Genomic DNA, 25,904 nt, shown 5'->3' on the forward strand with positions numbered 1-25,904 from the left:
CTCCCGCCCGCGCGGCCCGCTCAGTCGTCGAGGAGCCGCCACGCGGTGAGGGCGAGGGTGGCCCGGACCAGTCCGGTGGGCTCGGTGAGGTCGATGCCCAGGGCCTTGCCGATCTGGTCGAGTCGGCGGGCGACGCTGCTGTGGTGCAGATGCAGGAGGTCGGCGGCCCGGCGCCGGGAGCCGGTGGCGCAGTAGGCGTCCAGGGTGTGGAGGTCCTCGGGGTTGCCGGCGATGCGGGCGATCGCGGCCACGTCGGCGTTGTCGCGCGCGGCGGCGGGGGGTGTGTCGGCCAGGAGGGCCAGGGCGCCCAGGTCGTCGTAGGCGATGACGGGCCGGTGGGGGGTGGTGAAGCGCAGGGCGGTGCGGGCCTGGCGCCAGGACCGGTCGGGGGACTGCGCGCTGCCGATGCCCGCCTGTGCGCCGGTGGGGAAGCGGGTGGGGGTGAGGGTGGTGGCCAGGATGACGCCCACCTCGCCCAGGGGTGCCGCCTTGACCGGGCGGGCCGGGCAGATCAGGGCGCCGATCCGGTCCAGGGGCAGGCGTGTGCGCACGGCGGCGACGTGGACGGGCAGGTCGGCGGCGAAGCCCAGCAGCCGCAGCGCCCGGGCGCGGGCCGCCTCGTCGCTTTCGGAGCTGATCACCAGTTCGACCAGGGCGGGGTCGGCCATGGTGGTGCGGGCCGGGCCGTACCGCTCCACGACCCCCGCCGCCGCTATGGCCAGCCGGTCCAGCAGCAGGGAGTCGAGCGGCCCGGGCGCGTGCGGGCGTTCCAGCCACACCGCGCCGATCTCCTCCCCGTCCAGGGTGATCGGCATCGTGGTGGAGGCCGGTGACGGCGGGCCGCAGGCCTGCGTGCCGCTGGGCGAGAAACGGATCGTCCGACCGGTGCCGTGCAGCCGGATCCCGGCCACGCACTCGGCCAGGCCCGCCGAGGCCCTGGCCAGCGCCGGAAGGTCCACCCGGCGGCGCATCAGCGTGTCGTAGAACATGACGACGCGGATCGCGCCCTCGGCCTGCGCGTCCAGGTGCGACAGCCGTGCGGCCAGTGCCTCCATGGCAGGAGGATAGGGCGTCCACGGCAGGAGGCCGGGCGCCGGTCGGTGCGTGAACCGGGCGGGACGAGCGACGGATGGCGGATGATCCCCTGGGCGGCGGCCGCGAGGATGGCCGGCATGGATCCCGAACTCGAAGCCTTCATCCCGTTGTTCCCCCGGGCCGACCTCACCGACCCGGTCGCCGAGCGCAAGAACTTCGCCGACCTGGCCACCGCGGTGCCCGCGCCGGATGTCGCGGGCATGGTCGTCGAGGACCGCGCGGTGCCCGCCGAGCCGGACGTGCCGGTGCGGATCTACCGCCCGGACCGGGCGCAGGGCGCCGTAATCTGGCTGCACGGCGGCGGGTTCGTCATGGGCGACCTGGACACCGAGCACCCGTGGGCCAGCCGGCTGGCGGACCTCTCCGGCGCGGTGGTGGTCTCGGTGGGCTACCGGCTGGCCCCCGAGCACCCGTACCCGGCCGCGCTGGACGACGTGTACGCCGCGCTGGCCTGGACCCACGGGCACGCGGCCGAACTCGGCGTGGACCCGGAGCGGATCGCGGTCGGCGGGCACAGCGCCGGCGCCAACCTCGCGGCCGCGGTGGCGCTGCGGGCGCGGGACGAGCAGGGCCCGCCGATCCGCTTCCAACTGCTCAACCAGGCGGAGCTCGACGACCGGCAGGAGACGTGGTCGGCGCGGAACTTCACCGACACGCCCTGGATGAACCGCGCCAAGCTCACCGCCTCGTGGCGGCACTACCTGGGCTCCACGCCCGCCACGCCCCACGCCGCCCCCTCCCGCGCCACCGACCTCTCCGGCCTGCCGCCGGCCTACATCGCCGCCGCCGAGTTCGACCCGAACCGCGACGAGGACATCATCTACGCGCTGCGCCTCCTCCAGGCGGGCGTCTCGGTGGAGCTGCACCAGTGGCCCGGCACGTTCCACGGGTCGCAGGCGATCCTGTCCGCGGAGGTGTCCCAGCGGCAGATCGCCGAACTCGGCGCCGCCCTGCGCCGCGCCCTCGCCGACTGAGGCGGCCGAGGCCGCCCCCGCGCCGGGTGTGATCTGGGCAACTGCCGTTCATGGGGTGCGGGGGCGTCTCGTCTTCCGTTCGTGAGCACAACGAACGGAGACAGCATGAGGATCCTCATCGCCGGGGCGTCCGGCGCCATCGGCCGTCAGCTCGTCACCCAGCTCGTGGCGCGCGGCCACGAGGTCGTCGGCACGACCCGCTCGGCGGCCAGGACCGGCGCCCTGCGCGCGCTGGGCGCCGAACCGGTCGTCGTCGACGCGCTCGACCCCGACTCGGTGGGCGACGCGGTGGCCAAGGCCGAGCCCGAGGTGATCGTCCACCAGCTCACCGCGCTGAACGGGCCGCTGAGCGTCCGGAACGCGAAGCGGATGGCGGCCGCCACCAACCGGCTGCGCACCGAGGGCACCGACCACCTGCTGGCCGCCGCCCGCGCCGCCGGCGTCCGCAGGTTCGTGGCGCAGAGCAACGCGATGTGGATGGAGCGCACCGGCGGGCCGGTCGCCGACGAGAGCGGCCGGATCGAGCCGGACCCGCCCGCGGACGCCGCGGAGGCGGTGGCCGCGCTGCGCCACCTGGAGGACGCGGTGACCGGCATCACCTGGGCCGACGGCATCGCGCTTCGCTACGGTGGCTTCTATGGCCCGGGGACCGGTATGAGCGCCGCACCGGACGCCGTCATGGCCGAGCAGCTCCGCAGGCGGAGGTTCCCGATCGTCGGCGGCGGTGCCGGGGTGTGGTCGCTGGTGCACATCGCCGACGCGGCGTCGGCCACGGTCGCGGCCGTCGAACGCGGCAGGCCCGGGATCTACCACGTCGCCGACGACGACCCGGCGCCGGTGCGCGAGTGGCTGCCGTACCTGGCCCGCGCGCTCGGCGCCGAGCCGCCGCGCCGCGTCCCGGCCTGGCTCGCCCGGCTGCTGGCCGGGCAGGCCGCGGTGGACATGATGACGCGGGCCCGCGGGATCTCCAGCGAGAAGGCCAAGCGCGAACTGGGCTGGACACTGCGGTACCCGAGCTGGCGCACGGGCTTCACCGACGGGTTGCGATAGCCGCCGTGTCCGCCTCGGACCTGTACGGCGAACTGCGGCCACGGGCGTTCGCCATCGCCTACCGGATGCTCGGCAGCGTCGGCGAAGCCGAGGACGTGGTGCAGGAGGCGTTCTTGCGGATGCACCAGACCCTGCGGCGGGACGAGCCGATCGCCTCGCCGCGGGCGTACATCGCCACGCTGGTCACCCGGCTGGCCATCGACCAGCTCCGCTCGGCGCGGGCGCGGCGGGAGCGGTATGTGGGCGAGTGGCTGCCGGAGCCGCTGGTCACGGAGCCGTCACCGGCCGAGCGGGCGGAGTCCGCCGACTCGTTGTCGCTGGCGCTGCTGGTGCTGCTGGAGAGCCTGTCGCCGCATCAGCGGGCCGCGTTCCTGCTGCGTGAGGTGTTCGAGTACCCGTACGCGGAGGTGGCCGAGGTCATCGGCACCGATGTGGACAGCGCGCGCCACCTCGTGGCCCGGGCGCGCGGCCGTGTCCGGGCGGGCCGGCCGCGCTACCACGCCTCCCGGCGGCAGCGGGAGGAGCTGGCCCGGCGCTTCTTCGCCGCCACGGAGCAGGGCGACCTGCGGGCGCTCGAGGCGCTGCTGGCGCGGGACGTGGTGCTGCGCGGCGACGGCGGCGGCAGGGTCCCGGCGCCGGCGCGGCCGGTCGGGGGCCGGGAGCGGGTGGCGCGGACGCTGCTGGCCGGGATGGCCGTGCTGACGCCCTTCGGTGGTGTGCGCCTGCGCGTCACCGAGGTCAACGGCGAGCCCGGCGCCATGGTGTTCGACGCACGGGGCGGACTGTTCGGGGTCATGGGGCTCGGGTTCGCCGACGGCCGGATCGGGGCGATCGACTCCGTCGTCAACCCCGACAAGCTGCGGCACCTGGCCCGGGTCAGCGAGATCGGTGCCCTGTTGCGCGCGGGCCGCCGGGGCGGGGCCGCCGCGCCGCCGGCCCGCCACCGGACCCGGTGATGCCCGCCGCCGGCGTCACCGGGGTGAGGGCGCCGCCGGCCGCCGGGCGCCGGGAGGCTTTCCGCCGGCCTCCCGGCGGCCGCCGGTCTCGTTGAACCGCGCGATTTCCTCGATGGTTTTCCGCAGTCTCGGTTCTTCGGGATCGGAGACGATGGCGGTGCCCACGCGGCCGTAGGGACCGACCGGGGCGTCGGGCGAGGAATCGTAGGCGATCTCGTCGAAGGCGAAGTTCCGTTCGAAATCCGCCTGGGTCAGCTCGCCTTCGGCGGGGCGGCGCAGGAGCATGTATCCGTGGAAGCGGTCCGGTGCGCCGCCGCCCGGGGGCAGCGTCACCTCTTCCCCGAGGGCGAGGCTGATCTCGGCGTCGAAGAGGTCCACGCCGAAGGTCAGTTTGTTGATCTGCGGGGACAGCGCTCCGGGGAGGCGGATGGCGCACTCGCCGAAAGTCAGCCCGGATTCTTCCGTGAATGCTTCCATGTGGAACACGCAGTCGGGTGCGTTCAGGCCGGCGAGAACCTGCCCGGCGAGCGTCTCCGCCTGCTGGAACAGTTCCGGGCAGCGCCTTCGGTCCACGATGTGCGCGGCCAGGACGCCGCCCTGCACGGCGCTGAGCGGCGAGACGTGGTAGCGGCTCATGGAGGCCCACCGCAGGCCGCCGTTCGCCCAGATGCCGTCCAGGTACACCTCCGGGGCGTCCACGCGGGACTCGGCGACGATCTCGACGTCCGACCGGCCCGAGAAGTGACTCAGGGCTCGCGAATACTCCTCCGGGGAACGGACGACGGCCGTTCGGAGGGCGCCGGCCCCGGTCGCCGGCTTGATCACGAACGGGTCCCCGAGCTCGTCCGCGAGATCCCTGAAGGAGGTGCCCCTCGGCACGTGGCGGCAGCGCGCACGCCTGACCCGGGGCGGCAGGCCGCTTTTCTGGAGGTATTTGTCCCGGAAATACAGCGTGGCCTTCGAGTCGGTGTTTCCGGGAAGGCCGAGCTGCTGCCGCAGAAAGGCCGCCCCGAACACGCCCATCTCGTGGACGGAGAGCACGCCCGCCACGTCGTCGAGGCGGGCGGAGAGCACTGCCCGCAGTATTTCCTGGGCGTTCTCGGTGTCGGAGACCCGAGCGAAGGGCCGGCCTTCCGGCGCGGGCATCGGCGCCTGTACGAGATAGTAGGGGTCCAGGCCCCGGCGCCTTAGCGCCCGGTCGAGGTCCTCCCGGTATCCGATAACAATCATTTTCGGCATCGACGCCCTCCCCGTTTTGCGGCCGGCCGCAATTGTTCGATCAGGGCCGGCACGAGTGGCATGGTGCCACACCGGGCGCGGATGTGTGGAGGATGGCGGCCTCCACCGCGGTGAGGCGGTCGGCGAGCAGGCCGAGGGCGGTCACGGCGCGGGCGGCGGGAGCGTCGTCGGGGGCGTCGGGGGCCTGGGCGCGGACGTGGGCGCGCTTGACGTCCGCCCAGCGCGCGGCCTGTTCGGGGGTGAGGGTGCCGCGGAGTTCGGCGAGCTTGAGGAGGTTGGCCTCGGCGTCGCCGGTGAGGGTCCGCGCCTCGGCGGCGTAGTGGTCGTCGATGACGGCGGACAGCTCGGCGTCGTCCATGGCGGGCACCAGGCGTTCGGCGATGCGGTTCATGGTGCGGTAGGAGCCCTGGAGCAGGAACGGCGGCTCGGTGCGGGTGGCGTCGGTCCGGGCGGCGGAGGCGATGTGGGCCGCGTTCACGGCGAGGACGGTGGCGCGGGCGGTGAGCAGGTGGCGCAGCACGGCCAGGACGCGGTCCAGCTCCGCCGGGGCCCAGGGACGGGTGAGCCGGTCGGCCGCGGCGGCGGGGTCGCGCTCCGCGAGGCGGATCAGCAGCTCCAGGTCGGCGCGGGCGACTCCGGCGAGCGGGGCGAGCACCGGGTTGGCGGTCAGGGCGTTCTCGACGAAGCTCAGGGCGAAGACGTCCTCCTTGCCGGTGAGCACGTCGCCGAGGTCCCACACGTCGGCGCGGTTGGCCAGCATGTCCGGGACGCGGAAGCGGTGGCCGGTGGCGGTGTGGGGGTTGCCGGACATGCAGACGGCGAAGCGCTTGCCCCGCAGGTCGTGCCCGTTCAGAGTGCGGGTGGCGTCGCACAGCGGGATGAACCGCTGGAGCAGCTCGGGCGAGGTGTGCTGGATGTCGTCCAGGTACAGCAGCACGTTGCTGCCCGCGCTCAGCGCGAAGTCGATCTTCTCCAGCTCGCGGCGCGAGGTGGCGTCGGGGGCGGCGGCGGGGTCGAGCGAGGTGGTGGTGCGGCCGAGCGCGGGGCCGCTCACCTTGACCAGGAGCAGGCCGAGGCGGTCGGCGACGTACTCCACCAGGGTGGTCTTGCCGTAGCCGGGCGGGGACAGGAGCAGCAGCAGGCCGCCGGTGTCGGTGCGCCGGCCGGCTCCTGCGGTGCCGAGCTGCTTGGCGAGGCTGTCGCCGACCAGCGGCAGGTACACCTCGTCCAGCAGGCGGCTGCGCACGAAGGTGGTGAGCGGCCTGGGCCGGTGCTCGTCCAGGCGGAGGCGGGCGCGCTCGGCGGCGACGAGGGCGGCGCGCCGCTGCCGGTGGGCGCGGAAGGCGGGCACGTCGTGGTCGGCGAAGGCGCGGGTGCGGGCGAGGAACTCGTCGATGCGCACGGTGAGGGTGCGGCCGTCGAGACGGGGGTGGGTGCCGAGCAGTCCTTCGACGGTGGCGGTGAGCCGGGCGTCGCGGTGGCGGCGCGGCAGTTCGGGGCAGAGGGCGACGGCCACGGCCTCGGCGAGGTCGCCGGGGTCGGTGCGGTCGCCGCCGGCCGCGGTGAACGCGGTGAGCCAGCCCTCGGCCAGCGCCCGGGCGGCGGGGAGCTGCCCGGCCGCCAGCAGGGCCCGCACGTCCTCCTCGTAGGCGGCGGGACCGGCCTCCCGGTGGAACTTCTCCAGCAGCGCGCGGGCCGCCGCGCCGGTGGTGAAGCCCTCCGCCGGGCCGGCGGCCAGTTCCTCGAAGAGGTACTCGGCGGCGGGCTCCGGGGTGTCGGTGGAGGGAGCGAGGGCCTCGGCGAGCTCCCGGCGCAGGTCCTCGATCGCGCGGGAGGGCCCGAAGGCGGCGCGGGCGCGGGCGAGTGAGGCGGCGCGGCGGGCCCAGACGGCGCGGGCCCGCGGGGTGGTGCCGTGTGCCCAGAAGAGCTGGGCGGCGGCGCGCGCGGCGGGCGGGTGGCGCAGCGGTCCGGCCTGCTCGTACAGGCGGAGCACGGCGGTGAGGACGGCGGTCGCGTCGTGGTCGTGGATGCCGCGCTCGTAGCCCTCGTCGTGGCGCTCCTGGGCGGCGCGGCGCACCAGCGCGGCCAGGTCGTCGGCCGCGGCCAGGCGCTCGGGGCCGTGTTCGGCGAGCAGGCGGGCGGCGAGGTGTTCGGCGCGGTACACCTCGTCGGACTCCGAGGGCAGCAGCCGGTTCCAGCAGGCGCGGTCGGCCGTGAGGTCCGGGTCGGTGACGGGGCGCCGGTAGTCGGTGCCGGTGAGGGCGAGGGCCAGGCCGTCCCCGTGCGGGACCAGGGTCAGCTCCGGCGTCCGCGTGGTGACGGCGAACCGGTGGCGGCCGAGCCGGAGGGTGGTGCCGTCGTCGCCGTACAGGTCGGCCCGGTCGCGCAGGGCGCGGGCGGCCTGCTCGCGGGCGGCGGCGAGCCGGCCCTCCAGTTCGTCGGCGCGGACCTGCTCGCCCAGGCCGCGCAGCTCCTCGATGGCGCGGTGGACCTTGCCGGCCATGGGGTCGGAGGCGAAGTGGGTGTTGACCGCGTCGGTGTCGGGCAGTTGGGCGGCGCGGCGGGTGACGGTGGCGAGGGCCCGGGCCGCCGAGTCGGCGAGGCGCTCGGCGCGGCGGGAGCGGGCGTCGGCCAGGGCCTGGCCGCGGGCGGTGAAGGCGCCGTGGATCTCGTCGCGCCTGTCCGCGATCCGGGTCAGGAGGGCGTCGGAGCCGGCGAAGCGGGCCTCGAGGTCCTCCAGGTGGAGCAGCAGCCGGGCGAGGTGGTCGTCGCACGCCTCGGGGGTGTCGGCGGCGGCGAGCGCGCCGGTGAAGGACTGGCCGAGCAGGGCGAGTTCGGCGGCGAACTCGGCGCGGCTCTCCCGCTCGCCCAGTTCCCCGCGGCGGGCCTGGAGGGTGGCGCGGGCACGGTTGAGCCCGGCCAGGACGTCCGCGATCCGCTCCAGCACCGCGGCGCGCAGCGTGGCGTCGGTGATCTCCAGGCCGGTGACGACCTCCGCGACGGCGCGCAGGTCGGCGGCGCGCTCCTCGATGCGCTCGGCGACCGGCGCGGCCCGGGCGACGGTGGCGACCGCCTCGGCGTCGGCGGTGAGGCGTTCCGCCTCCCGGTGGTGGCCCGCGAAGGCGTCCTCGCGGGCGAGGAAGGCCACCGCGCGTTCGCCGGCGGTGGCCAGGTCGGCCGCCAGGCTCCGGGCGAGCTCGTCGACGCGGCCGGTGTCGGCGTACCGGGTGTCCCGCAGGGTGGCCAGGCGGCCCTGGGCGCGGCGCAGCCCGGTGAGCCGTTCCACCCAGCCGTCCGCGTCGCGCGGCGGCTCGCCCCGGACGCGGCGCACCAGCCCGGCGATGTCGGCGGCGCACTCGTCCAGCGCCCGCCCGGCCCGTTCGGTGAGGTCGCGGACCGCCCGGTACTCGGTGAGGACCTGCTGGGCGGTCTCCCGCATGGCGGTGAGCGGGGCGAGCGGGTCGCCGAGGTCCGGGTCGCCGAGCCAGTGGTGGGTGTCGGCGACGCGGGCGCAGGCCGCGGCGAGGGTCTCGTACACCTCCGCGGACGGGGTGAGCTCGGCCACATCGCGGGCCACGGACAGGCAGTCGGCGATGCCGCGCACCAGGTCCGCGTTGCCGACGCGCTCCAGCGGCCCGTCCCCTCCGGCCGCGGCGCGCAGGTCGGAGACGAAGGGGGTGCGCCAGACCTGGAGGGTGTGCGCACGCCCGGGCCGCTCGTCGCGGGGCGGCAGGACCACCAGGGTGCCGTCGTCCAGCAGGGCGTGGCCCCGGCAGCGCAGGGGGTGGGCGATGTCCTTGCGGATGCGGTGGTAGGGCAGCAGCAGGCCGTGGCCCCCGGTGTCGGAGTGGAAGACGTACAGGACGTCCTCGCCGTGCGGCGAGTGGACGGCGCGTTCGAAGGCCAGGCCGGCGGTGGGGGTGTCGAACGTCCTGACGGCGCCGGTGGCCAGGCAGTGGCCACCGGGGAAGACGATGCCCTGGCCGTCCGGCAGGCGGCGGCAGGAGACGCCGATGGCGTCGAGCCGGCGGACCTCCTTGGTGACGGTGTTGACGACCAGATGGCGCGGGGCGGGCTCCCGGTAGGGGTGGACGCGCAGCAGGAGCAGGGGGCCGACGCGGGCGTGGGCGACCTCGGCGTCCGCCAGGGCCTGGAGGGGGTCGTCCACCGGCTCGGTGTGGACGCCGTCCGGGGTCTCGGTGTCGTCCCGGAGCTTGACCGTGAGCGTGCCGCCGACGGTGGAGACGAACACCTCGCCCGCGACGCGGATGTGCGGGTGGCGGCCCGGCACGTGGTCGTCTCGGGTGGCGGGGATCCACTCCACGTCGTGGGCGGGCGGGGTGGTGTGGTCGCGGTCGCCGCGCGCGTCGAGGAACGCCGGGGTGCCGTCGGCGGCGACGCTCCAGCGCAGCACGCGGATGTCGCCGGGCTCCGGGCCGGTGCGGAACACGGCGAGCAGCCTGCCGTCCACCAGGCGCAGGCGGTGCAGGGACGCCTGGCGGTAGTAGCGGTGCAGGGCCTGGAACTCCCGGACGAAGGCGGGGTCGTCCAGCAGGCCGGGCAGCGCGTCGGCGGGCGCCGGGGTCAGATCCGGGCGGTGCAGGGCGAACACGTCGCCGACCGCGGGCTGTCCGGCCCCGGCCCCGGGCGTGTGGTAGCCGATCAGGAGCAGGCCGCCGACCGCGACCAGGTCGCGCGGCACGCGGGGCGCGTCGGTGGTGACCCGCCCGGTGCCGGCCAGCCGCGTCTCGGTGGCGCCGAACACCTCCACCCGCCGGGCGTTGAGCGCCTCGGCGCGCGCCACGAGGTCGGCGGCCCGGGCGGCGAGCCGGTCCCGCAGCACCTCGTACGTCCCGGCGTCAAGACCGGTCTGCATGTGACTCCTCGTTCTCTTCCGGGGCTCCGCGGGCTCTGCGGGGTGTGCGGGGAGCTGCGGGGAGCTGCGGTTCCGCGGGGAATTGCGGGCTCCGCGGGCTCTCCGGGGCTGTTCGGCTCTCTCGGGCTGTGCGCCCGGCCGCTCCGGCCGGACGGTGCTCGGGGCGGCGCGGGGGGCCGTGCCCGGGGCTGCCGTGTCCCCTGTGCACGGCAGCCCCGGAGCTCTCCGTCAGACCGCGGCGGCGGTCCCGTTGGCGTGCCGGGTCCCGGCCGCGGAGCCGACGGGCAGGTCGGCCAGGCCCATCTCCCGGGCCGCCGCCAGCAGTTGCCCGAGCTGCCCGCTGTGCGCGCCTTCGGCCGCCATCAGCTTGGTGAGCAGGGCGGAGACGGTCAGGTCGCGGACGCCGGCGGTGGACACCGAGCCGAGGACCCGGGTCAGGTCGGCGGTGAAGTCGGCGTCGCCCTCCAGCCACGGCTCGGCCAGCGCCCGGGCCGTCCGTGAGTGCTGGACGAACCCGTCCACGCCCTTGCCGAGCGCGATGGAGGACATCAGCCGGTCGAGGAAGACCGACTCGCCGCCGACGATGCTGATGTCGGCGTGCTCCAGGCCGGTGGCCAGCACGGTGGCCTGCGCCTCGGCGACCTGCCGCTGCACCTCCAGGCCCGCGAGCCGGACGTCCTTGTCCGCCTCCAGCCGCAGCCGGTACTCCTCGTGCGCCCGGGACGCCTCGTCCAGCGCCGCCATCGCCGCCGCCTTCTCGGTCAGGCCCGCGGCCTCTGCCTTCAGCTTCTCTTCGACGGCCGCCGCCTCGGCCAGCGCCTTCGCGCGCAGCCCGGCCGCCTCGGCGTCGAGCCGGGCCCGGGTGGCCTCCGCCTCGGCGCGGCCCGCCTGCTCGATGACGGCCGCCTCCTTCTCCCGCACCCGCACCTCGGCCAGGCCGGGTGCGGCGGCCTCGGCCTGCGCCGCCTCGGCGAGCCGCAGCTTGGCCTGCGCCTCCAGGTCGGCCGCCCTCAGCCGCGCCTCGGCGAGCGTGACCTCCTCGGCGGCCCGGTGGGTGGCGGCCTGCTCGGCGGCCTCGGCGGCCTTGATGTCCTTCACCAGCCGCTCCTGCGCCTCGGCCTCGGCGGCGATCACCACGGCCTGCCGCTTGCGCTCGGCGTCCTCGACCGCGCGCAGCCGGTTGATGGCCTCCTCCTGCTCGGCGACGGTGCGGTCCACCGCCACCCGCTCCCTGATCACCTCGGCGATCTCCCGGCGCTCGGCCTCGACCTCCTTCTCGGCGGCGATCCTGGTCAGCGCGGTCTCCCGCTCCCGGGCGATGGCCTCGAGCAGCCGGTCCTTCTCGATGCGCTCGTTCTCCACCGCGATGACCCGCTCGCGGTTCTTCGCGGCCACGGCGATCTCCCTGGCCTGGTTCTCCCGCTGCACGCCGAGCTGCTCCTCGGTGCGCAGGAACGCGCTCTGCGCGCGCAGCCGCTCCTCCTCCACCACGCGGGCGGTCTCCGCCTCCTCGCGCGCCCGGACGGTCTCGACCTCCCGCTTCTGCTTGATCTCCGCGTCCGCCTGGCGGCGCTCGAGCTCCAGGATGGCCTCGCGGGCGTCCACGTTCTGCCGGGTGATCTCCTTCTCCTCGTGCCGCCGGTACTCGTTGGTGCGCACGTGCTCGGTCGCGGTCAGCTCGGTGATCTTCCGGATGCCCTGGGCGTCGAGGATGTTGTCGCTGTCCAGTTGCGACAGCGGGGTCTGCTCGAGGTGGTCGATGGCCGCGTCCTCGAGGCTGTAGCCGTTCAGGTCCGTGCCGATGACCTCGATGATGCGGTCCCGCAGCTCCTTGCGCTGGGTGTAGAGGTCGGTGAAGTCCATCTGCTTGCCGACGGTCTTCAGCGCCTCGGAGAACTTGGCGCTGAACAGGTCCTGGAGGGTGGCCTTGTCGCTGGCGCGCGCGGTGCCGATGGCCTGGGCGACCTTGACGACGTCCTCGACGGTCTTGTTCACCCGCACGAAGAACGAGATCCGGATGTCGGCCCGGATGTTGTCGCGGCAGATCAGCCCGTCCCGGCCAGTGCGGGAGATCTCGATGGTCTTCACCGAGATGTCCATGACCTCCGCCTTGTGCAGGACCGGCAGGACGATCTGGCCGGTGAACGTCACGTCCACCTTGCGGGTCTTCGACACGATCAGCGCCTTGCCCTGCTCCACCTTGCGGAACAGCCGGGTCAGCACGAGCAGCAGCGCCAGGGCGATGAGCAGGATGAGGGCGGCGAACACGCCGACACCCATGGAGATGGCGTCCATGCGGGGTTCAGTCCTTGTCGGGAGATCGTGTGGAGCCGGTGCCGCTCAGGCAGCCGGGGAGCGCGGATCGAGCGCGGGGTCCCAGGGCGTCACCCAGAAGAACTCGCCGGGCTCGTCGTACGCGTACAGCAGCGCGGTGCTGCCGCCGGTCAGGCGGTCGGGGCCGCTCGCGCGGACCTGCACCACGGCGGTCGAGCCGTCCCGCGCCGTGACCTCGGCCTGCCCGAAGGCGCCGTCCACCCGGCCGGTGCGGATGACGCAGGTCAGTCCGACGAAGTCCCGTCGGGACGGGCCGGGTTCGGCGGGGAGCAGCCTGGCGAGCGGCCGCGCCACCCACCGCGTCAGCCGCCAGGCCACGAGCAGGGAGAGCAGCAGCGCGGCGGACGCGAGCACCAGATGGGTGACGCCGCTCGTTCCCGCCCTGGCCACGAGCACGGAGCCGGTGAGGCCGGCCAGCCAGGACAGCGCCACGAACACCGACCCGCCCACCGCCGCGGGGACCGCGCCCGCACCGGACGCGGCGGCGCCGGCGTGGGCGTCCAGCGCGTCGTGCTCGACGCCGCCGAGCAGGACCAGCAGCCAGAACCCGGCCACCACCAGCAGGGCCGGCGACAGCACCACCGTCGGGAAGGACAGCGCGACGTCCACGAAACCGCCCATCCCGCACCCCCCGTCCCGTCTGCCACCGTCCGGGCGGGCACGGCACGGCCCGCCCCGGCGCCCCACGGCGTTGCGTGGTTCCGGCACCGGGGCGTTCCCCCCTGCCCGCTGACCGCATCGTGACAGCGGCGAACACCCGTGCGCATTGCCGGAACCCGGCAGTGTTCACGGCCTGTTGAGTGCCTGTTTCCGTTCCCCGCCCCCGCGCCCGGCGCGGACCGCCTTCCGGGGGCCGGCGGGGCGGAGCGGTCTTACGAAACTCTGACGGCGGGCCCGTCGCGCGGCGCGAACCCGCCCGCACCGGCCACTGTGGTGCCGTACCCGGGAGGGGCGGTGCCCGCTCCGGCCCGTGACGGACGTGCATGAGGAGGAGCTCTCGTGGGTCGCGCGGTGAACAAACCGGTCCGGCTCGTGGTCGTGGCGGCGTCGGCGGTGCTGGCGACGGCGCTCGGCCTGGGCCTGTACTGGTTCCAGCCCTGGGCGCTGTGGATCGACGAGCACGTGGACGAGGCGGTCCCGGTCGCCACCGCTCCCGCCACGCCGCCACCCGCCTCCTCCGGCGGCGCCGCGCCGTCCGGGCCCGCCGCGGAGCCGTCCCGGTCCGCCGCGGCGGCCACGCCGGAGACGGTCGCCTCCGGGGAGCTGATCAGCCATGAGCACACCACCTCCGGCGCGGTGCGCGTGCTGCGGCTGGCCGACGGCTCGCACGTGCTGCGCTTCGAGGGGCTGGACACCAGCAACGGCCCCGACCTGCACGTGTGGCTGACCGACGCCCCGGTGATCGACGGCAGGGACGGGTGGGGGGTGTTCGACGACGGCAGGCACGTCAGCCTCGGAAAGCTCAAGGGCAACAAGGGCGACCAGAACTACCGCCTGCCCGCCGACGTGGACCCGGCCGCCTACCGCAGCGTCAGCATCTGGTGCGACCGCTTCGACGTCTCCTTCGGCGCCGCCGAGCTCACCTGAACCGCTCGTGCCCGCGGCGGGTGCCCCTCCCCCGCCGCGTCTGCCACCCTTGATCGTCGCGCGTGCACGGGGATGCCCGCGACGGCGCACGACACAAGGGGGCCGGGGACACATGGCGGGGCAGGCGACACCGGAACGGTACCTGGACGGCTACGCCGACGCCCTGGCCGCGGTGGCCGCCACCGGCCGGCGCCTGACCCGCGACGAGCTCGAGGCCCGGCGCTCCCAGGGGGAGCGGGCCGCCGAGGCGGGGCTGGGGCTGCGCGCCCTGATAGCCGCCCATCTGTCCGCCACCCGTGCCCAGTGGCCCGCCGCCGCGGCCGGGCCCGCCGCGGACCGGGTGCTGGCCGCCGTCGAGCAGGCCGTGGACGCGTTCGTCGAGGGCTACGAACGGGCCCAGCAGTTCGCCGTCCGGCAGGAGGTCGCCGCCCGCCGCGAGTTCATCGACGACCTGCTGTACGGGCGCAGCGACCTCGGCCGCCTCGCCGAGCGGGCCGAGCGGTACGGCCTGCGCCTGTCGCACGCCCACGCGGTCGCCGTGGCCGAGGGGCCCGACGCCTACGACGACACCCACCCCGCCACCCGCCGCGTCGGGAACGCCCTGCTGGGCCGGTTCGGGGACCGGCTGGTCCTGCTCGCCACCAAGGAGAGCCGGATCGTCTGCATCGCCCCCGGCGACCAGCCCGATGTGCTCACCCACTTCGCCAAGCAGGCCCACGCCGCCACCGGGGGCGGCCAGGTGGCGATCGGCCGCGCCCACCCCGGGGCCGGCGGCGTGGTCCACTCCTACGAGGAGGCCCTCGGCGCGCTCGACCTGGCCCGGCGCATGCACCTGGACGAGCCCGTCCTGCGCGCCGCCGACCTGCTCGTCTTCCCCGTGCTCACCCGTGACCGCCAGGCCATGGCCGACCTGGTCCGCACCACCCTCGGCCCGCTGCGGCGCGCCCGCGGCGGCGCCGGGCCGCTGCTGGACACCCTCACCGCGTACTTCGACTCCGGCTGCGTCGCCGCTGAGGCCGCCCGCCGCCTGAGCCTCAGCGTCCGCGCCCTGAGCTACCGCCTGGAGCGCATCCACACCCTCACCGGCTCCAACCCCGCCGACCCCCTGCACCGCTACACCCTCCAGACCGCGGTGATCGGCGCCCGGCTGCTGGACTGGCCGGACAGGGAGCTGTGAAGGCCGGCGCGCGGGCGGGGCCACCCGCGCCGCGGGCCGTGGCTGGTCACGGCACGGTCCGGGCGCGGGTGGCCGCGGGCGGTGGCGGGGCGGTCGCCCCCCCGCCTCAGAGGGCGGTGGACTTCGCCGGGTTCTCCTCGTCCTGCGCCGTCCCGCCCGCGTCCCTGGCCCGCACGAAGCGCAGGAAGGAGTCGAGCTCCCGCTTGACCACCGGGGCCAGCAGATACAGGCCGATGATGTTGATCACGGCGAGCATGAACAGCACCGCGTCGGCCATGTCGATCAGGGTCTGGAGGGTGAGCAGCGAGCCCGCGACGGCCAGGACGGTGTACAGGGCCTTGTAGGTGATCTCGCTGGTCCGGCTGCGGCCGAAGAGGTAGCACCACGCCTTGAGGCCGTAGTAGCCCCAGGTCAGCACCGTGGAGAGGGCGAAAAGCAGCACCGCGACGGTCAGCACGTGCGGGAACCAGGGCAGCACGGTCTCGAAGGCGTCGGAGGTGATGGCCACCCCGCCGATCGACTCGCCGGCGCGGGCCTCCTGCCAGCTCTCCGGGTTGGCGATCACGATGGTCAGGGCCGTCATGGTGCAGATGATGACCGTGTCGATGAACGGCTCCAGCAGGGCGACCAGGCCCTCGCTCGCGGGGTGGTTGGTCTTCACCGCGGAGTGGGCGATCGGGGCGGAGCCGATACCGGCCTCGTTGGAGAACGCCGCCCGCCGGAACCCGATGATCAGCGCGCCGAGGATGCCGCCCGCGACGCCCTCGGGGTTGAAGGCGCCCTCGACGATGTCGACGCAGGCCTGGGGGACGGCGGTGACGTTCACCAGGATGACGATCAGGCACGCGGCGATGTAGATGGCGGCCATGGACGGCACCAGGCGGCTGGTGACGGAGGCGATGGACTTGATGCCGCCGAGCAGCACCACGCCGACCAGGGCGGCGACCACCACGCCGAACAGCAGCGCCCCGGCGGAGGAGCCGATCCAGCCGTCCTCGCCGCCCGCCGTGGTGACCAACTGCGTGTAGCTCTGGTTGACCTGGAACAGGTTGCCGCCGAACAGGCCGAAGAACAGGACCATGATGGAGGCCAATACCGCGAGCACCTTGCCGAGGACGGCTCCGCGGGCGCCGAAGCGTTCGGCGAGACCCTTGGGGAGGTAGTGCATGGGGCCGCCGGAGACGGTGCCGTCGGCGTGCACCTCGCGGTACTTCACGCCGAGGGTCACCTCGACGAACTTGGTGGCCATGCCGAGCAGGCCGCACAGGATCATCCAGAACGTCGCCCCGGGGCCGCCGACGCTCACCGCGACCGCGACACCGGCGATGTTGCCCAGGCCGACCGTGCCGGAGACGGCCGCGGTCAGGGCCTGGAAGTGGTTGACCTCACCCGCCGAGTCCTTCTCGTCGTACTTGCCGCGCACCACGTCCACGGCGAGCCGGAACCTGCGTACCTGCACCAGGCCGAACCAGGTGGTGAAGACCAGGCCGGCGATCACCAGCCAGGCCACGATCAGCGGCAGTTCGGTGTCCCCGAGCGGGACGGCGTAGAAGACGACGTCGCCGAGCCACTCGGCGATCGGCTCGAAGAAGTCGCTGACGGCTTCGTCTATGGACTCGGTGATGGAGTCGAGTGACATCTGGCTACCTTCAGGAGTGGCGCAGAACCGTCGCGGCGGTGCTGCGTGCATGCGTGGGCTGAGCGGACACCGCTGTCACGGCCGCCGACCTGGTGGGTTCGGCCTCAGGCGGGAGCGGGAGCGACCGTGGGTCGCGCCGCGCCACTGCCGACTCGCTGCCTTCCCGCAGGCAAGAGACGAGCCCAAGGCGGTGGCGTGCAGTTTTATCACACCTTTGCCTCGTGTTGGGTGTCCTGGGTCACACGCGTGGGCGGCTCGGCCCGCCGACGGGCGGTGATCGATGTGGACATCCTGCTGTCAGGAGCCCCGAAGATTGCCGGAACCCGGCATGGAGGAGGCCCCGCGGCCGCCACTAGCCTTTGCCGTCCGACGAGCAAGGAGGCGATCGCGTGCCCGGCAACCCGCTCCACCAGTGGCTCGGCCCGGCCGTCGCCGTGGTGCTCGTGGTGGCCCTCGCGGCGGCCCTGCTCCTCGGCCGGCTCCCCGCTCGGCGCGGGGCGCGCACGGCGGCGCGGCTGCGCAGGTACGGGGTGCTGTGCTTCTACGGGGCGGCGGCCAACGCCGTCCCCCGCCTGGCCGGCGCCCCCGAGGTGACCGTCGCCGTCTGCACGGCCGCCGGCATCGGCTTCGCCGCCGCGAGCGCGGGACTGCTCGCCCTCGCGGCCCGCCGCGACGCCGGGACCGCGCCGGAGGGCGGACGGACGGGACGGCCGGCGTCGGCCACCGGGGCCGGTGAGCGGCCGCGGGCCTGAGCCGCCCGCGACACACGACCGACCGCAACGGGGGGATCATCAGCCATGCCCGCTCCGCTTCCGCCGCCCGGCGCACCGCACATGGTGGTCTGCGGCGACGACGCGCTGGCCCACCGCCTGGCCGCCGAGCTCCGGGACGTGTACGGCGAGCGCGTCACCCTCGTCATCCCGCCCGTGCCCACCGCGGGCGGACCCCGCCGGACGGCGGCGGGCCGGGGGCGGGTCCGTGCCGCCGTGCTGTTCGGGCGGGTCACCGCCGCGGTCGGCCGCACGCCCGCCGCACCCGCGGACCAGGGGACGCGGGTGCTGCACGCCGCGGAACCCGACGACGAGACGCTCACCGAGGCCGGTGTGGAGCAGGCCGCCGCCCTCGCCCTCGTCCACGACGACGACGAGACCAACATCCACGCCGCGCTGCGCGCCCGCCGCCTCAACCCCCGCATCCGCCTGGTGATCCGCCTGTACAACCGCAAGCTCGGCCAGCACCTGGCCGAACTGCTCGACCAGGCCGCGGCGGTCGCCGACCCGGACGCGGCGGAGCCGGACGCCTCCACCACCGTGCTGTCCGACGCGGACACCGCCGCGCCCGCGCTCGCCGCCACCGCGGTCGCCGGCACCAGCAAGGTCGTCCAGGCCGACGGGCTGCTGCTGCGCGCCGTGGAGCGCACCCCTCCGGAGTCCGGCGAGGTGGCCCCGGCTGGCCTGTGCACGCTGGCGCTGCTGTCCGCCACCGCCGACGATCCCGCCGGGGTGGAGGGCTCGGACAGCAGCGGCGATCAGGGCCCCAGGCTGCTGCCCGACGACGACGCGGTGGCGGCCGCCGCGGGGCGCGGCACGGTCGTGCTCGAGGCCGTCTCCCACAACGGGCCGCCGCCCCGGCGCTCCCTGCCCGGCCCCTCCATGCCGCTCGGCTCGCTGCTGTCCCGGCGGCTGCGCTGGTCGATCGGGGGCCTGGCGCTCGCCGTGCTGGCCCTGGCCGCCGCGTCCTGGAGGGTGACCGGCGCGCCGCTGCCGCACGCCGCCTACCTCGCCCTGCTGGACGTGTTCGCGATCGGCGACCCCGCCGTCGGCCAGTCCGACGGGCGGCAGGTGCTGCAACTGCTGTCCGGGCTCGCCGGGCTGCTCTTCCTGCCGGTGCTGATGGCGGCCGTGCTGGAGGCGCTGGGCACCTTCCGCACCGCCTCGTCGCTGCGGCGCCCGCCGCGCGGGATGTCCGGCCATGTCGTCCTGCTCGGCCTGGGCAAGGTCGGCACCCGCGTCCTGGCCCGCCTGCGCGACCTGGACATCCCCGTGGTGTGCGTGGAGAGCGACCCGCAGGCCCGCGGCGTGCCGCTCGCCCGCGGCCTGCGCGTGCCCACCGTCATCGGCGACGTCACCGAGGAAGGCGTGCTGGAGTCGGCCCGGATCCGGCACGCCCACGCGCTGCTGGCCCTGACCAGCGCGGACACCACCAACCTGGAGGCCGCCCTGTACGCCCGCGCGGTCAAGCCCGACCTGCGCGTGGCGCTGCGGCTGTACGACGACCGGTTCGCCACCGCCGTCCACCGCACGCTGCGGGCCGCGCACCCCCAGGCGCTCACCCGCAGCAGGAGCGTCACCTCCCTGGCCGCGCCGTCCTTCGCCGGGGCGATGATGGGCCGGGAGATCCTGGGCGCCATACCCGTGGAGCGGCGCGTGCTGGTCTTCGCCGCCATAGAGGTCGCCGGGCACCCGCAGTTGGAGGACCGCACGGTGGCGGAGGCCTTCCGCCCCGGCTTCTGGCGGATCATCGCCCTGGACATCGCCGAGGACCGGCGGCGGGACCTGACCGCGCCCGGCGGCGGAGCGGCGGGGGCGGTGGGCCTGGTGTGGGACCTGCACCCCGGCTACCTGCTGCGCCCCCGCGACCGCGTGGTCCTCGCCGCGACCAGGCAGGGCCTCGCCGAACTCCTCGGCCACGGCCGCCCGGCGGCGGACCCGCCGACACCATGACCGCCCGGGTTCAGCGGGCTTCTCCCCCGGCGCCGGGATCGGGACCGGGATCGGGACCGGGCGGGCGGACGGGCGCCGGGGCGTCGTGTCGCGGCGGCGCTTCGGGGGCGGTGAGGATCCGGTAGGCGGTGAGGTGCCGGTCGAGGCGGTGCGGTAGGTGGCGGCGCCGGGTGACCAGGCGTTCACGGGGTCTGCCGGACCCCGGCGCTGCCGCGGGCCCCGGTTCCCGTCACGCCACCGTCCGGCCGCATTGCCGTCCTCGGCCTCCTCGTCCTGTCCGGCGGCTCCAGCGGGTCTTCTCCCCGACCGCCACGGTGGGCTTCCGGCCGGGGGCGGGGTCGCGGAGGGGTGGAGATGCTCGGGGGCGCACCCTGTGGTGGGTGCGCCCCGGGGGTTGAGCGGTGTGGTGCGTGGTTGTTCGGTGGTGGCCGGGTCAGGCGGCGACGAGCCTGACGCTGCGGACGGTCTCGCCGCGGGTCTCGGCGATGGCGAGGATCTCGTCCAGGGCGCGCAGGGCGTTGGCGGCCTTGACGCAGCCGAACTCGCTGGTGAACCGGACCACCGCGCGGACCTGGGCCGGGGTGGCGCCCTCCAGGAGGGCCTGCTCGACGTGGCCGCGGAAGGAGGGGCCGAGGGTCTGGTTGGCGATGTCGGCGACCAGGGCGATGTAGGCGCGTTCCTTGCCGCTGAGGCGGGACTCGCGCCAGGCGCGGGAGGTGCGGGACTCGATGAACTCCGCGGACCACTGGTCGGCGCTGACCCAGAACCGCGGCGGCTCCACACCTTCGCCGGCCACGCCCGGGTCCTCGTCCTGGCCGGGGGCCTGGATGCCGAGCTGCTGGCGGACGGTGTTGACGTACTCCAGGGCGTCGGCGGCCGCCGGGTAGCCGGCGTAGGGGGCGACGAAGCGGATGAGGGCGAGGATGTCGGAGAAGGGGGTGCCGTGGTGGACCGAGGCCTGGACGTGGAGCCGCAGGGCGAGGGCGTTGTGGCCGCGGCAGACGTCGTTGGTCAGGCAGAGCAGGAGCTTCTCGCGCATGGTCAGGTCCGGGATCCGCGCGTAGGTCCACCCGCCGGTCTCCAGGGCCACCTTCTCGAACTCCGGGTCGATCTCGGCCAGGGGGCTGCTGGGCAGGTCCACCATCACAGAACTCCTTTCGGGGTCCGGCCGCTTGTCGGAGGGCCGGAGGAGGGGGAGACGAATGTGGTACGGGTATGACGGTCGCGGTGCTGTCGGTGTCTAGGCGCTGATGCCGTTGCAGAAGGAGACGGCCAGGTCGGTGGCGATGCGCTCCCTCTGCCTGGGGGTGGGGTGGTCGCCGACGACGGCGGCCAGGACGGACTGGAGCAGGACCGGTCCGGCGAACAGGCTCATCAGGGTCGGGCGGGGCAGCGGGCGGACGGTGCCGCGGGCGATGTGCCCGGCCAGCCAGCCCTCCACCAGCTCGGCGGTGCGGGGGGCGTAGCTGTCGCGGACGTGGGAGGCCAGGGCCCCGCTGGGGCGGGAGAGGACCTCCACCATCAGGTTGGGCAGGACCGGCGGGTCGCCGAGCAGGGAGGCCAGGATCTGGGAGTACAGCACCCGGGCACCCTGGGTGAGGTCCTCGGGGAGCCGCTCCCGCGCCTTGGCCATCCGCGGCAGCGGGCTGTACCGCTCGAAGACGGCCACCAGCAGGCCGTCCCTGCCGCCGAGCCCGCCGTGGATCGCCTGCACGGTGCATCCGGCGGAGGTGGCGACGTGGTCGAGGGTGACCTCGGCGACGCCGTACTCGGCGTAGAGCCGGGCGGCGGCCTCCACGCACCGCTCCATCGCGCCCGGGCGCCTGACCTCCCGCACTCCCGCGGCGGCGAGGACTCCGTCGAGCGCCCCGCGGCTGCCGATGCGGCGGATGAGGGTGGCCCGGGACACACCGACGATTTCCGCCAGGTCGGCCAGGGTCAAATCGGCTGCTTCCCGGTCGGTGTCGGCCAGGTGGCGGACTACCACCTCCCCGATCTCTTCCAGTTGTTCCTGTTCCGTCGTCATGCCATGAGTCTGCACTTGCTGCTTAGTAAGCACAAGTGTCAGTATCAGCCGTGAGCAAAGGCCGGCTCCCGGCCGGGCAGCCGCACACGGATTGTGATCGCCGCAGGTGACAGGCTCAGCAAGTCGAAAAGGCCCACCTTCGACCCTCGGCGTTCTCAGCCGGACGGGCGCGGCGGACCCTCGCGGAGCGCTCGCATTCCCCTGGACTTTCGAATGAGCGTCACCAGCCCCTTCGCCTGCCTGGCAACCGGACGTGCCACTCCGCCGAGCGGTGCAGGAGGGAAGTGGCCGAAAACCATCGCCCAGGGTTCTCAGGTCGCGGAACGTGACGGATCCCGCGACGCCGGAGCCGCGGGGTCGGCCGACGGAGACGGCGGCGGTCTTCGAGTTCGGCACTGCCGCGGGCGACGAACCTCTTCGCTGTGCAGGATGCCGGTGTCGAAGCCGGCGCCCGGGGCCACGACGTCGTCGTGAGACGAGCAGCACGCCGAATGGGGAGCGGAATCGGGATCCACCAGCCCGTCTGAGCCCTCCCGGGGAGCCGCCCCGCACGCCTCCGCGGCTTCCCCCGCCGCCCGCCCGACGTCCCGTGTCCGGCTCCGCGCCGACCCGCGCCGCCGACCCGCCCACCGCCGGGGACGGCCGCCGGCTCCCTCCGCCCGCACGGCCCGAACCCGCGGGCGGCGCTGTCAGTGGCCGCAAGTATGTTCAGCCGTGTCCCGCCGGTGTGGCGTGGACGTCCCCTTGGCGTAGAGGAGATGGTGCGTTGTCCGATTGGGAGAGGTCGAGCACGGCGCGGGTGGTACCGCCGGCCCGGCCGCGCAAGCTCGCCAAGGTGCCGTTCGTCGAGCTCGCCGACGGGCGCCTGCAAGGCGTGGTGTCCAGCGGCTCGGACATCGAGCGGGTCTACGTGTCGTCGGTCGCGGCGGGCACCTACGCGTTCGCGTGCAGCACCAACAACAACCGGCCCTGCGGCGGCGCGCGGGGCGGGTTCTGCAACCACATCAGGGCCCTGATCAACGAGGCGGTGCTCCAGTACGGCGCCGAGCGCGTCGCCCGCTACCTGCGGGTCGAGACCGCGGACGGGGAGCCCAGCGCGCAGACCGTCGCCTCCGCCATGAGCGCCGCCCGTCCGTCCCAGGGGGACGCCGCGGCCGCCGCGCCCGTCTTCAGCCGGTTCCTGCGCCACCTGGCCTACCTGGAGCTGGCACCCAGCACCGCGCCGCTGCCGGAGATGCAGTGGTTCCCGCCGACCAGGGCGGTGACCGCGGGGGTGCCGCCGCGCGAGCCCGGTGCGAGCGCGCAGGAGCACACCGGCCCGCTCGCCGAGGCCGTCGCCGGGCTCGACGAAGCCCTCGCGGCCGTGCACGCCTTCGACGAGGCGCTCGTCACCGGCCTGCTGCGCCCCCCGCCCGCCAGGGCCGCCGGCCTGACCGGGCTCGCCGACGCCGTCGCGGGGACGCCGCTGGCCGCCAGGGTCGCCGAGGCGGCCGAGAAGGCGGTGGCCGGAGCCGCGGCCGAGGACCACTTCGTCGCCCTCGCCGCCGCCCGCACCGCGCTGCTCGGCTCCGTCCACGACGCGCTGCTCACCCGCGTCGAGGAGGTGACCGGCCGGCCCCGCGCCGAGGAGGTCCTCCCGGAGCCCGGCGGGCAGCAGGCGGTGAACCTGCTCGCCGCCGCCCGCTCCTGGCTGTCGGACCTGGCGCGCTGCGGCTGGCAGGGCATCGACCACGAGGTGGTCTCCGGCTCCGCGCAGGTCGTCTCCGCGATGCTCCCCGACCCTGCGCTGCGCCGCCTGGCGACGCTGCTCGACGGCTTCGCCGCGGAACTGGCCGCGTCCTGCCCCGGCGCCACCCTGGAGCGGGTCCCGGTGCGCCGCTGGGCCGACCTGTGGGCGCGCGCGATGCTGCTGACGCTGCCCGGCGCGGCCGGCGTGCCCGTGACCGGCACGGCCACCGGCCGCCTGCTGCCCCTCGGCGTCGACCTGCACGAGCACGCGACCGCCGTCCAGGCCCAGGTCCACGCGGTGTTCGAGCCCGCGGACGGCTCCGCGCCCCGCCTGGTGCGCGCGAGCGTGTCCGCGCCCAAGCCGGACACGGTCGTCGGCGCCGGCCTGTGGCAGTTGCTCCGCCCGCACATGTCGCTGCTGGCGGCCGCCGGTGAGGGCCGCGCGATGGAGCTGTCCGAGATGCCGATCACCGCCGAGGGCGACCTGGTCTGGAGCGACGAGCACGCCCGTCCCGGCGAGCCCGCCGACGCCTTCGCCACCGCCCGGGTCGCCCTGCCCGTCGCCGCCGCCGCGGCGACCGCGCCCCTGGACCGGCACCCGGCGCGGATCGCCGTCCCCGTCTTCCTCGACGGCTGCGCCGCGGCCAAGGACGGCGACGCGCTGACGTTCACCGTCGCCGGCCGTCCGCTGGCCGTCGACACCGACCGCATACCGGCCGCCGGGCCGCTCACCCCCGAGGCCGTCGCGGCGTCCGGCGCGTGCATCGGACTGCTCCGCTGGGACGCCGGGGCGTATCGCGTCCAGCCCCTGGCCGTCGAGACGACCGTGCGGAAGAAGCCCGTCACGGTCCACGCCGGAGGATGGGCCGGAGGCACGACCGACAAGGCCGGGGTCAAGGCCGAGAAGGCCGCCACCGACGCCGTGGCCGTGCTGCGGGAGCGCGCGGGAAGGCTGCTGCGGAAATGACGGAGCACACCGCGGGACCGACATCCGCGACCCACGGGGCGGCCGGCGGCGCGACCGCGCGCCGGCCCGGGGCCGACCCCCACGACAACCGCCGCCAGGTGCTGTACTGGCGGCTCCTCGCCCGCCTCTTCGACCCCGAGGAGCAGGCCGCGCTGGAGTCGGCGAGCCTCGCCGTCGTCGAGGACATCGGGCTGCCGCCCGCACTGCTGGACCCGCAGGCCTCCGTGGACTCGATCGTGCAGCGCCACCCGGAACTGGCCGACGAGCTCGACGGCCTGATGGCGCCCGAGCCCGGCGACGACGGCGCACGCGACCGGGCCGCCGAGGTGCGGCGCGCGGCGCTGGTGTCGAAGGTGCTGCTCAACGTCTTCGCCTCCGGGTCGGGCACGGTCACCGCCGGGCAGTTGGCGCGCTGGCAGTCCGACGCGGGCTGGCTGGAGCGCGCGCTCGGCTGCAAGCCCGGGGAGCTGCGCGGGGGCCGCGGCGGGGCGGCGGGCGGCGCCGCGGGACCCGGCGTCAGCCCCACCGGCACCGGCGGCCGCGGCACGACACCCGACCTGAGCCGGCTGATCCCGGCGATCGGCCCGGAACTCGGCGCCATCGAGGCCGACCTCGTCAAGCGCATGCACCTGCGCGAGGTGCTGGCCGACCCCAAGCTCGCCGCGCAGCTCACCCCGAGCATGTCGCTGATCGAGCAGTTGCTGCGGGACAAGAACAACCTCTCGGGCGTGGCCCTGGCCAACGCCAAGGCGCTGATCCGCCGTTTCGTCGACGAGGTCGCCGAAGTGCTGCGCACCCAGGTGGAGAAGGCGACGGTCGGCGCCCTGGACCGCTCCGTCCCGCCCAAGCGGGTGTTCCGCAACCTCGACCTGGACCGCACGATCTGGAAGAACCTCACCAACTGGAGCCCGGAGGAGGAGCGGCTGTACGTCGACCGCCTCTACTACCGGCACACCGTCCGCAAGACGACGCCGCAGCGGCTGATCGTGGTCGTGGACCAGTCGGGTTCCATGGTCGACTCCATGGTGAACTGCACCATCCTGGCGTCGATCTTCGCCGGGCTGCCGAAGGTGGACGTCCACCTGATCGCGTACGACACGCAGGCGGTCGACCTCACCCCGTGGGCGCACGACCCGTTCGAGACCCTGCTGCGCACCAACCTCGGGGGCGGCACCGACGGCACGGTCGCCATGGCGCTGGCCCAGCCGAAGATCGCCGAGCCCCGCAACACCGTCGTGGTGTGGATCTCCGACTTCTACGAGTGGCGCACCGAGCAGCTCTTCGAGAGCATGGCGGGCATTCACCGCTCGGGGGCGAAGTTCATCCCGGTCGGCTCGGTGACCAGCTCGGGCCGCGGCAGCGTCAACCCGTGGTTCCGGGAGCGGTTCAAGGACCTGGGCACGCCGGTGATCTCCGGTCACATACGCAAGCTCGTCCACGAACTGAAGACGTTCCTCACCTGAGGACGTTGCCCACCCGAGCCGTCTCCCGCGCGGAGCCGCTTCCCACCGGACGTCGCTCCCGCCCGGAGCC

Annotated in this window: 17 protein-coding genes and 1 pseudogene; 10 read left to right on the forward strand and 8 right to left on the reverse strand. The window is 74.9% G+C overall.

The features are described from left to right. Positions 1–20: 20 nt before the first annotated feature. On the reverse strand, positions 21–1,055 hold the full coding sequence (locus ACYVO2_RS15205; RefSeq protein WP_461008318.1) for a PucR family transcriptional regulator: 1,035 nt from the start codon (positions 1,053–1,055) through the stop codon (positions 21–23). A 117-nt stretch (positions 1,056–1,172) separates the two neighbouring features. On the opposite strand from ACYVO2_RS15205, the gene ACYVO2_RS15210 reads away from it, so the two are divergent. The 3 genes from ACYVO2_RS15210 (at position 1,173) to sigJ (ending at position 4,075) form a co-directional block, all read left to right on the forward strand. Then, positions 1,173–2,069, forward strand: coding sequence for an alpha/beta hydrolase (locus tag ACYVO2_RS15210; protein WP_461008319.1), 897 nt, complete (start codon positions 1,173–1,175; stop codon positions 2,067–2,069). A gap of 105 nt (positions 2,070–2,174) precedes the next feature. Further along, a complete protein-coding gene (locus ACYVO2_RS15215) occupies positions 2,175–3,119 on the forward strand; it encodes an NAD-dependent epimerase/dehydratase family protein (protein ID WP_461008320.1) in 945 nt (314 codons plus the stop codon). Positions 3,120–3,124: 5 nt separating this feature from the next. Then, the gene (gene sigJ / locus ACYVO2_RS15220) at positions 3,125–4,075 is read left to right on the forward strand and encodes an RNA polymerase sigma factor SigJ (RefSeq protein WP_461008321.1); all 951 of its coding nucleotides are present in this window, start codon (positions 3,125–3,127) and stop codon (positions 4,073–4,075) included. Between the two features lie 15 nt (positions 4,076–4,090). Here the strand turns inward: sigJ and ACYVO2_RS15225 are convergent, their stop codons facing one another. From ACYVO2_RS15225 to ACYVO2_RS15240, 4 genes are all read right to left on the reverse strand, one after another. Beyond that, positions 4,091–5,314, reverse strand: a complete 1,224-nt coding sequence (locus ACYVO2_RS15225; RefSeq protein WP_461008322.1) for an ATP-grasp domain-containing protein — start codon at positions 5,312–5,314, stop codon at positions 4,091–4,093. Between the two features lie 40 nt (positions 5,315–5,354). Continuing rightward, positions 5,355–10,190 carry a DNA repair ATPase gene (locus ACYVO2_RS15230; RefSeq protein WP_461008323.1) on the reverse strand — a complete coding sequence of 1,612 codons (4,836 nt, stop codon included), beginning with the start codon at positions 10,188–10,190 and terminating at the stop codon, positions 5,355–5,357. Positions 10,191–10,418: 228 nt separating this feature from the next. Next, positions 10,419–12,485, reverse strand: coding sequence for a flotillin family protein (locus tag ACYVO2_RS15235; RefSeq protein WP_461008324.1), 2,067 nt, complete (start codon positions 12,483–12,485; stop codon positions 10,419–10,421). 45 nt (positions 12,486–12,530) lie between these two features. Then, positions 12,531–13,145, reverse strand: a complete 615-nt coding sequence (locus ACYVO2_RS15240; RefSeq protein WP_461008325.1) for a hypothetical protein — start codon at positions 13,143–13,145, stop codon at positions 12,531–12,533. Between the two features lie 378 nt (positions 13,146–13,523). Between ACYVO2_RS15240 and ACYVO2_RS15245 the strand changes: the two genes are divergently transcribed. Both ACYVO2_RS15245 and ACYVO2_RS15250 read left to right on the forward strand, forming a co-directional pair. Continuing rightward, positions 13,524–14,111: a DM13 domain-containing protein gene (locus ACYVO2_RS15245; protein ID WP_461008326.1), complete on the forward strand. Its 588-nt coding sequence runs from the start codon at positions 13,524–13,526 to the stop codon at positions 14,109–14,111. A 112-nt stretch (positions 14,112–14,223) separates the two neighbouring features. Beyond that, the gene (locus ACYVO2_RS15250; protein ID WP_461008327.1) at positions 14,224–15,288 is read left to right on the forward strand and encodes a PucR family transcriptional regulator; all 1,065 of its coding nucleotides are present in this window, start codon (positions 14,224–14,226) and stop codon (positions 15,286–15,288) included. 106 nt (positions 15,289–15,394) lie between these two features. Here the strand turns inward: ACYVO2_RS15250 and ACYVO2_RS15255 are convergent, their stop codons facing one another. Further along, entirely contained in the window at positions 15,395–16,927 is a 1,533-nt protein-coding gene (locus ACYVO2_RS15255; protein WP_461008328.1) for an alanine/glycine:cation symporter family protein, read from the reverse strand. Positions 16,928–17,316: 389 nt separating this feature from the next. Between ACYVO2_RS15255 and ACYVO2_RS15260 the strand changes: the two genes are divergently transcribed. Next, positions 17,317–17,679 (forward strand): hypothetical protein, encoded by a 363-nt coding sequence (locus tag ACYVO2_RS15260; protein ID WP_461008329.1) that lies wholly within the window; start codon positions 17,317–17,319, stop codon positions 17,677–17,679. Positions 17,680–17,724: 45 nt separating this feature from the next. Then, positions 17,725–19,650, forward strand: a complete 1,926-nt coding sequence (locus ACYVO2_RS15265; protein WP_461008330.1) for a potassium channel family protein — start codon at positions 17,725–17,727, stop codon at positions 19,648–19,650. Between the two features lie 433 nt (positions 19,651–20,083). Here the strand turns inward: ACYVO2_RS15265 and ACYVO2_RS15270 are convergent, their stop codons facing one another. Together ACYVO2_RS15270 and ACYVO2_RS15275 are read right to left on the reverse strand one after the other, a co-directional pair. Beyond that, positions 20,084–20,794 (reverse strand): carboxymuconolactone decarboxylase family protein, encoded by a 711-nt coding sequence (locus tag ACYVO2_RS15270; RefSeq protein ID WP_461008331.1) that lies wholly within the window; start codon positions 20,792–20,794, stop codon positions 20,084–20,086. Between the two features lie 96 nt (positions 20,795–20,890). Further along, positions 20,891–21,676, reverse strand: coding sequence for a TetR/AcrR family transcriptional regulator (locus ACYVO2_RS15275; protein WP_461008332.1), 786 nt, complete (start codon positions 21,674–21,676; stop codon positions 20,891–20,893). A gap of 766 nt (positions 21,677–22,442) precedes the next feature. Here ACYVO2_RS15275 and ACYVO2_RS15280 point away from each other — a divergent pair. From ACYVO2_RS15280 to ACYVO2_RS15290, 3 genes and pseudogenes are all read left to right on the forward strand, one after another. Beyond that, positions 22,443–22,940 (forward strand): annotated as a pseudogene (locus tag ACYVO2_RS15280) (hypothetical protein); the annotation flags it as partial. Positions 22,941–22,949: 9 nt separating this feature from the next. After that, complete coding sequence (locus tag ACYVO2_RS15285; RefSeq protein WP_461008409.1) at positions 22,950–24,371, forward strand: hypothetical protein; 1,422 nt, start codon at positions 22,950–22,952, stop codon at positions 24,369–24,371. Further along, positions 24,368–25,834, forward strand: a complete 1,467-nt coding sequence (locus tag ACYVO2_RS15290) for a vWA domain-containing protein (RefSeq protein ID WP_461008333.1) — start codon at positions 24,368–24,370, stop codon at positions 25,832–25,834. The genes ACYVO2_RS15285 and ACYVO2_RS15290 overlap by 4 nt, the downstream gene beginning before the upstream one ends. Positions 25,835–25,904: the final 70 nt, after the last annotated feature.

Source organism: Streptomyces capparidis (genome assembly GCF_054782095.1).

Excerpts from the sequence above, each read along its gene's own strand:
- ACYVO2_RS15275 (WP_461008332.1), bottom strand. The coding sequence starts at position 21,676 with ATGACGACGGAACAGGAACAACTGGAAGAGATCGGGGAGGTGGTAGTC.
- ACYVO2_RS15210 (WP_461008319.1), top strand. The coding sequence starts at position 1,173 with ATGGATCCCGAACTCGAAGCCTTCATCCCGTTGTTCCCCCGGGCCGAC.
- ACYVO2_RS15205 (WP_461008318.1), bottom strand. The coding sequence starts at position 1,055 with ATGGAGGCACTGGCCGCACGGCTGTCGCACCTGGACGCGCAGGCCGAG.
- ACYVO2_RS15225 (WP_461008322.1), bottom strand. The coding sequence starts at position 5,314 with ATGCCGAAAATGATTGTTATCGGATACCGGGAGGACCTCGACCGGGCG.
- ACYVO2_RS15270 (WP_461008331.1), bottom strand. The coding sequence starts at position 20,794 with ATGGTGGACCTGCCCAGCAGCCCCCTGGCCGAGATCGACCCGGAGTTC.
- ACYVO2_RS15255 (WP_461008328.1), bottom strand. The coding sequence starts at position 16,927 with ATGTCACTCGACTCCATCACCGAGTCCATAGACGAAGCCGTCAGCGAC.
- ACYVO2_RS15265 (WP_461008330.1), top strand. The coding sequence starts at position 17,725 with ATGCCCGCTCCGCTTCCGCCGCCCGGCGCACCGCACATGGTGGTCTGC.
- ACYVO2_RS15215 (WP_461008320.1), top strand. The coding sequence starts at position 2,175 with ATGAGGATCCTCATCGCCGGGGCGTCCGGCGCCATCGGCCGTCAGCTC.
- ACYVO2_RS15290 (WP_461008333.1), top strand. The coding sequence starts at position 24,368 with ATGACGGAGCACACCGCGGGACCGACATCCGCGACCCACGGGGCGGCC.
- ACYVO2_RS15235 (WP_461008324.1), bottom strand. The coding sequence starts at position 12,485 with ATGGACGCCATCTCCATGGGTGTCGGCGTGTTCGCCGCCCTCATCCTG.
- ACYVO2_RS15250 (WP_461008327.1), top strand. The coding sequence starts at position 14,224 with ATGGCGGGGCAGGCGACACCGGAACGGTACCTGGACGGCTACGCCGAC.
- ACYVO2_RS15240 (WP_461008325.1), bottom strand. The coding sequence starts at position 13,145 with ATGGGCGGTTTCGTGGACGTCGCGCTGTCCTTCCCGACGGTGGTGCTG.
- ACYVO2_RS15230 (WP_461008323.1), bottom strand. The coding sequence starts at position 10,190 with ATGCAGACCGGTCTTGACGCCGGGACGTACGAGGTGCTGCGGGACCGG.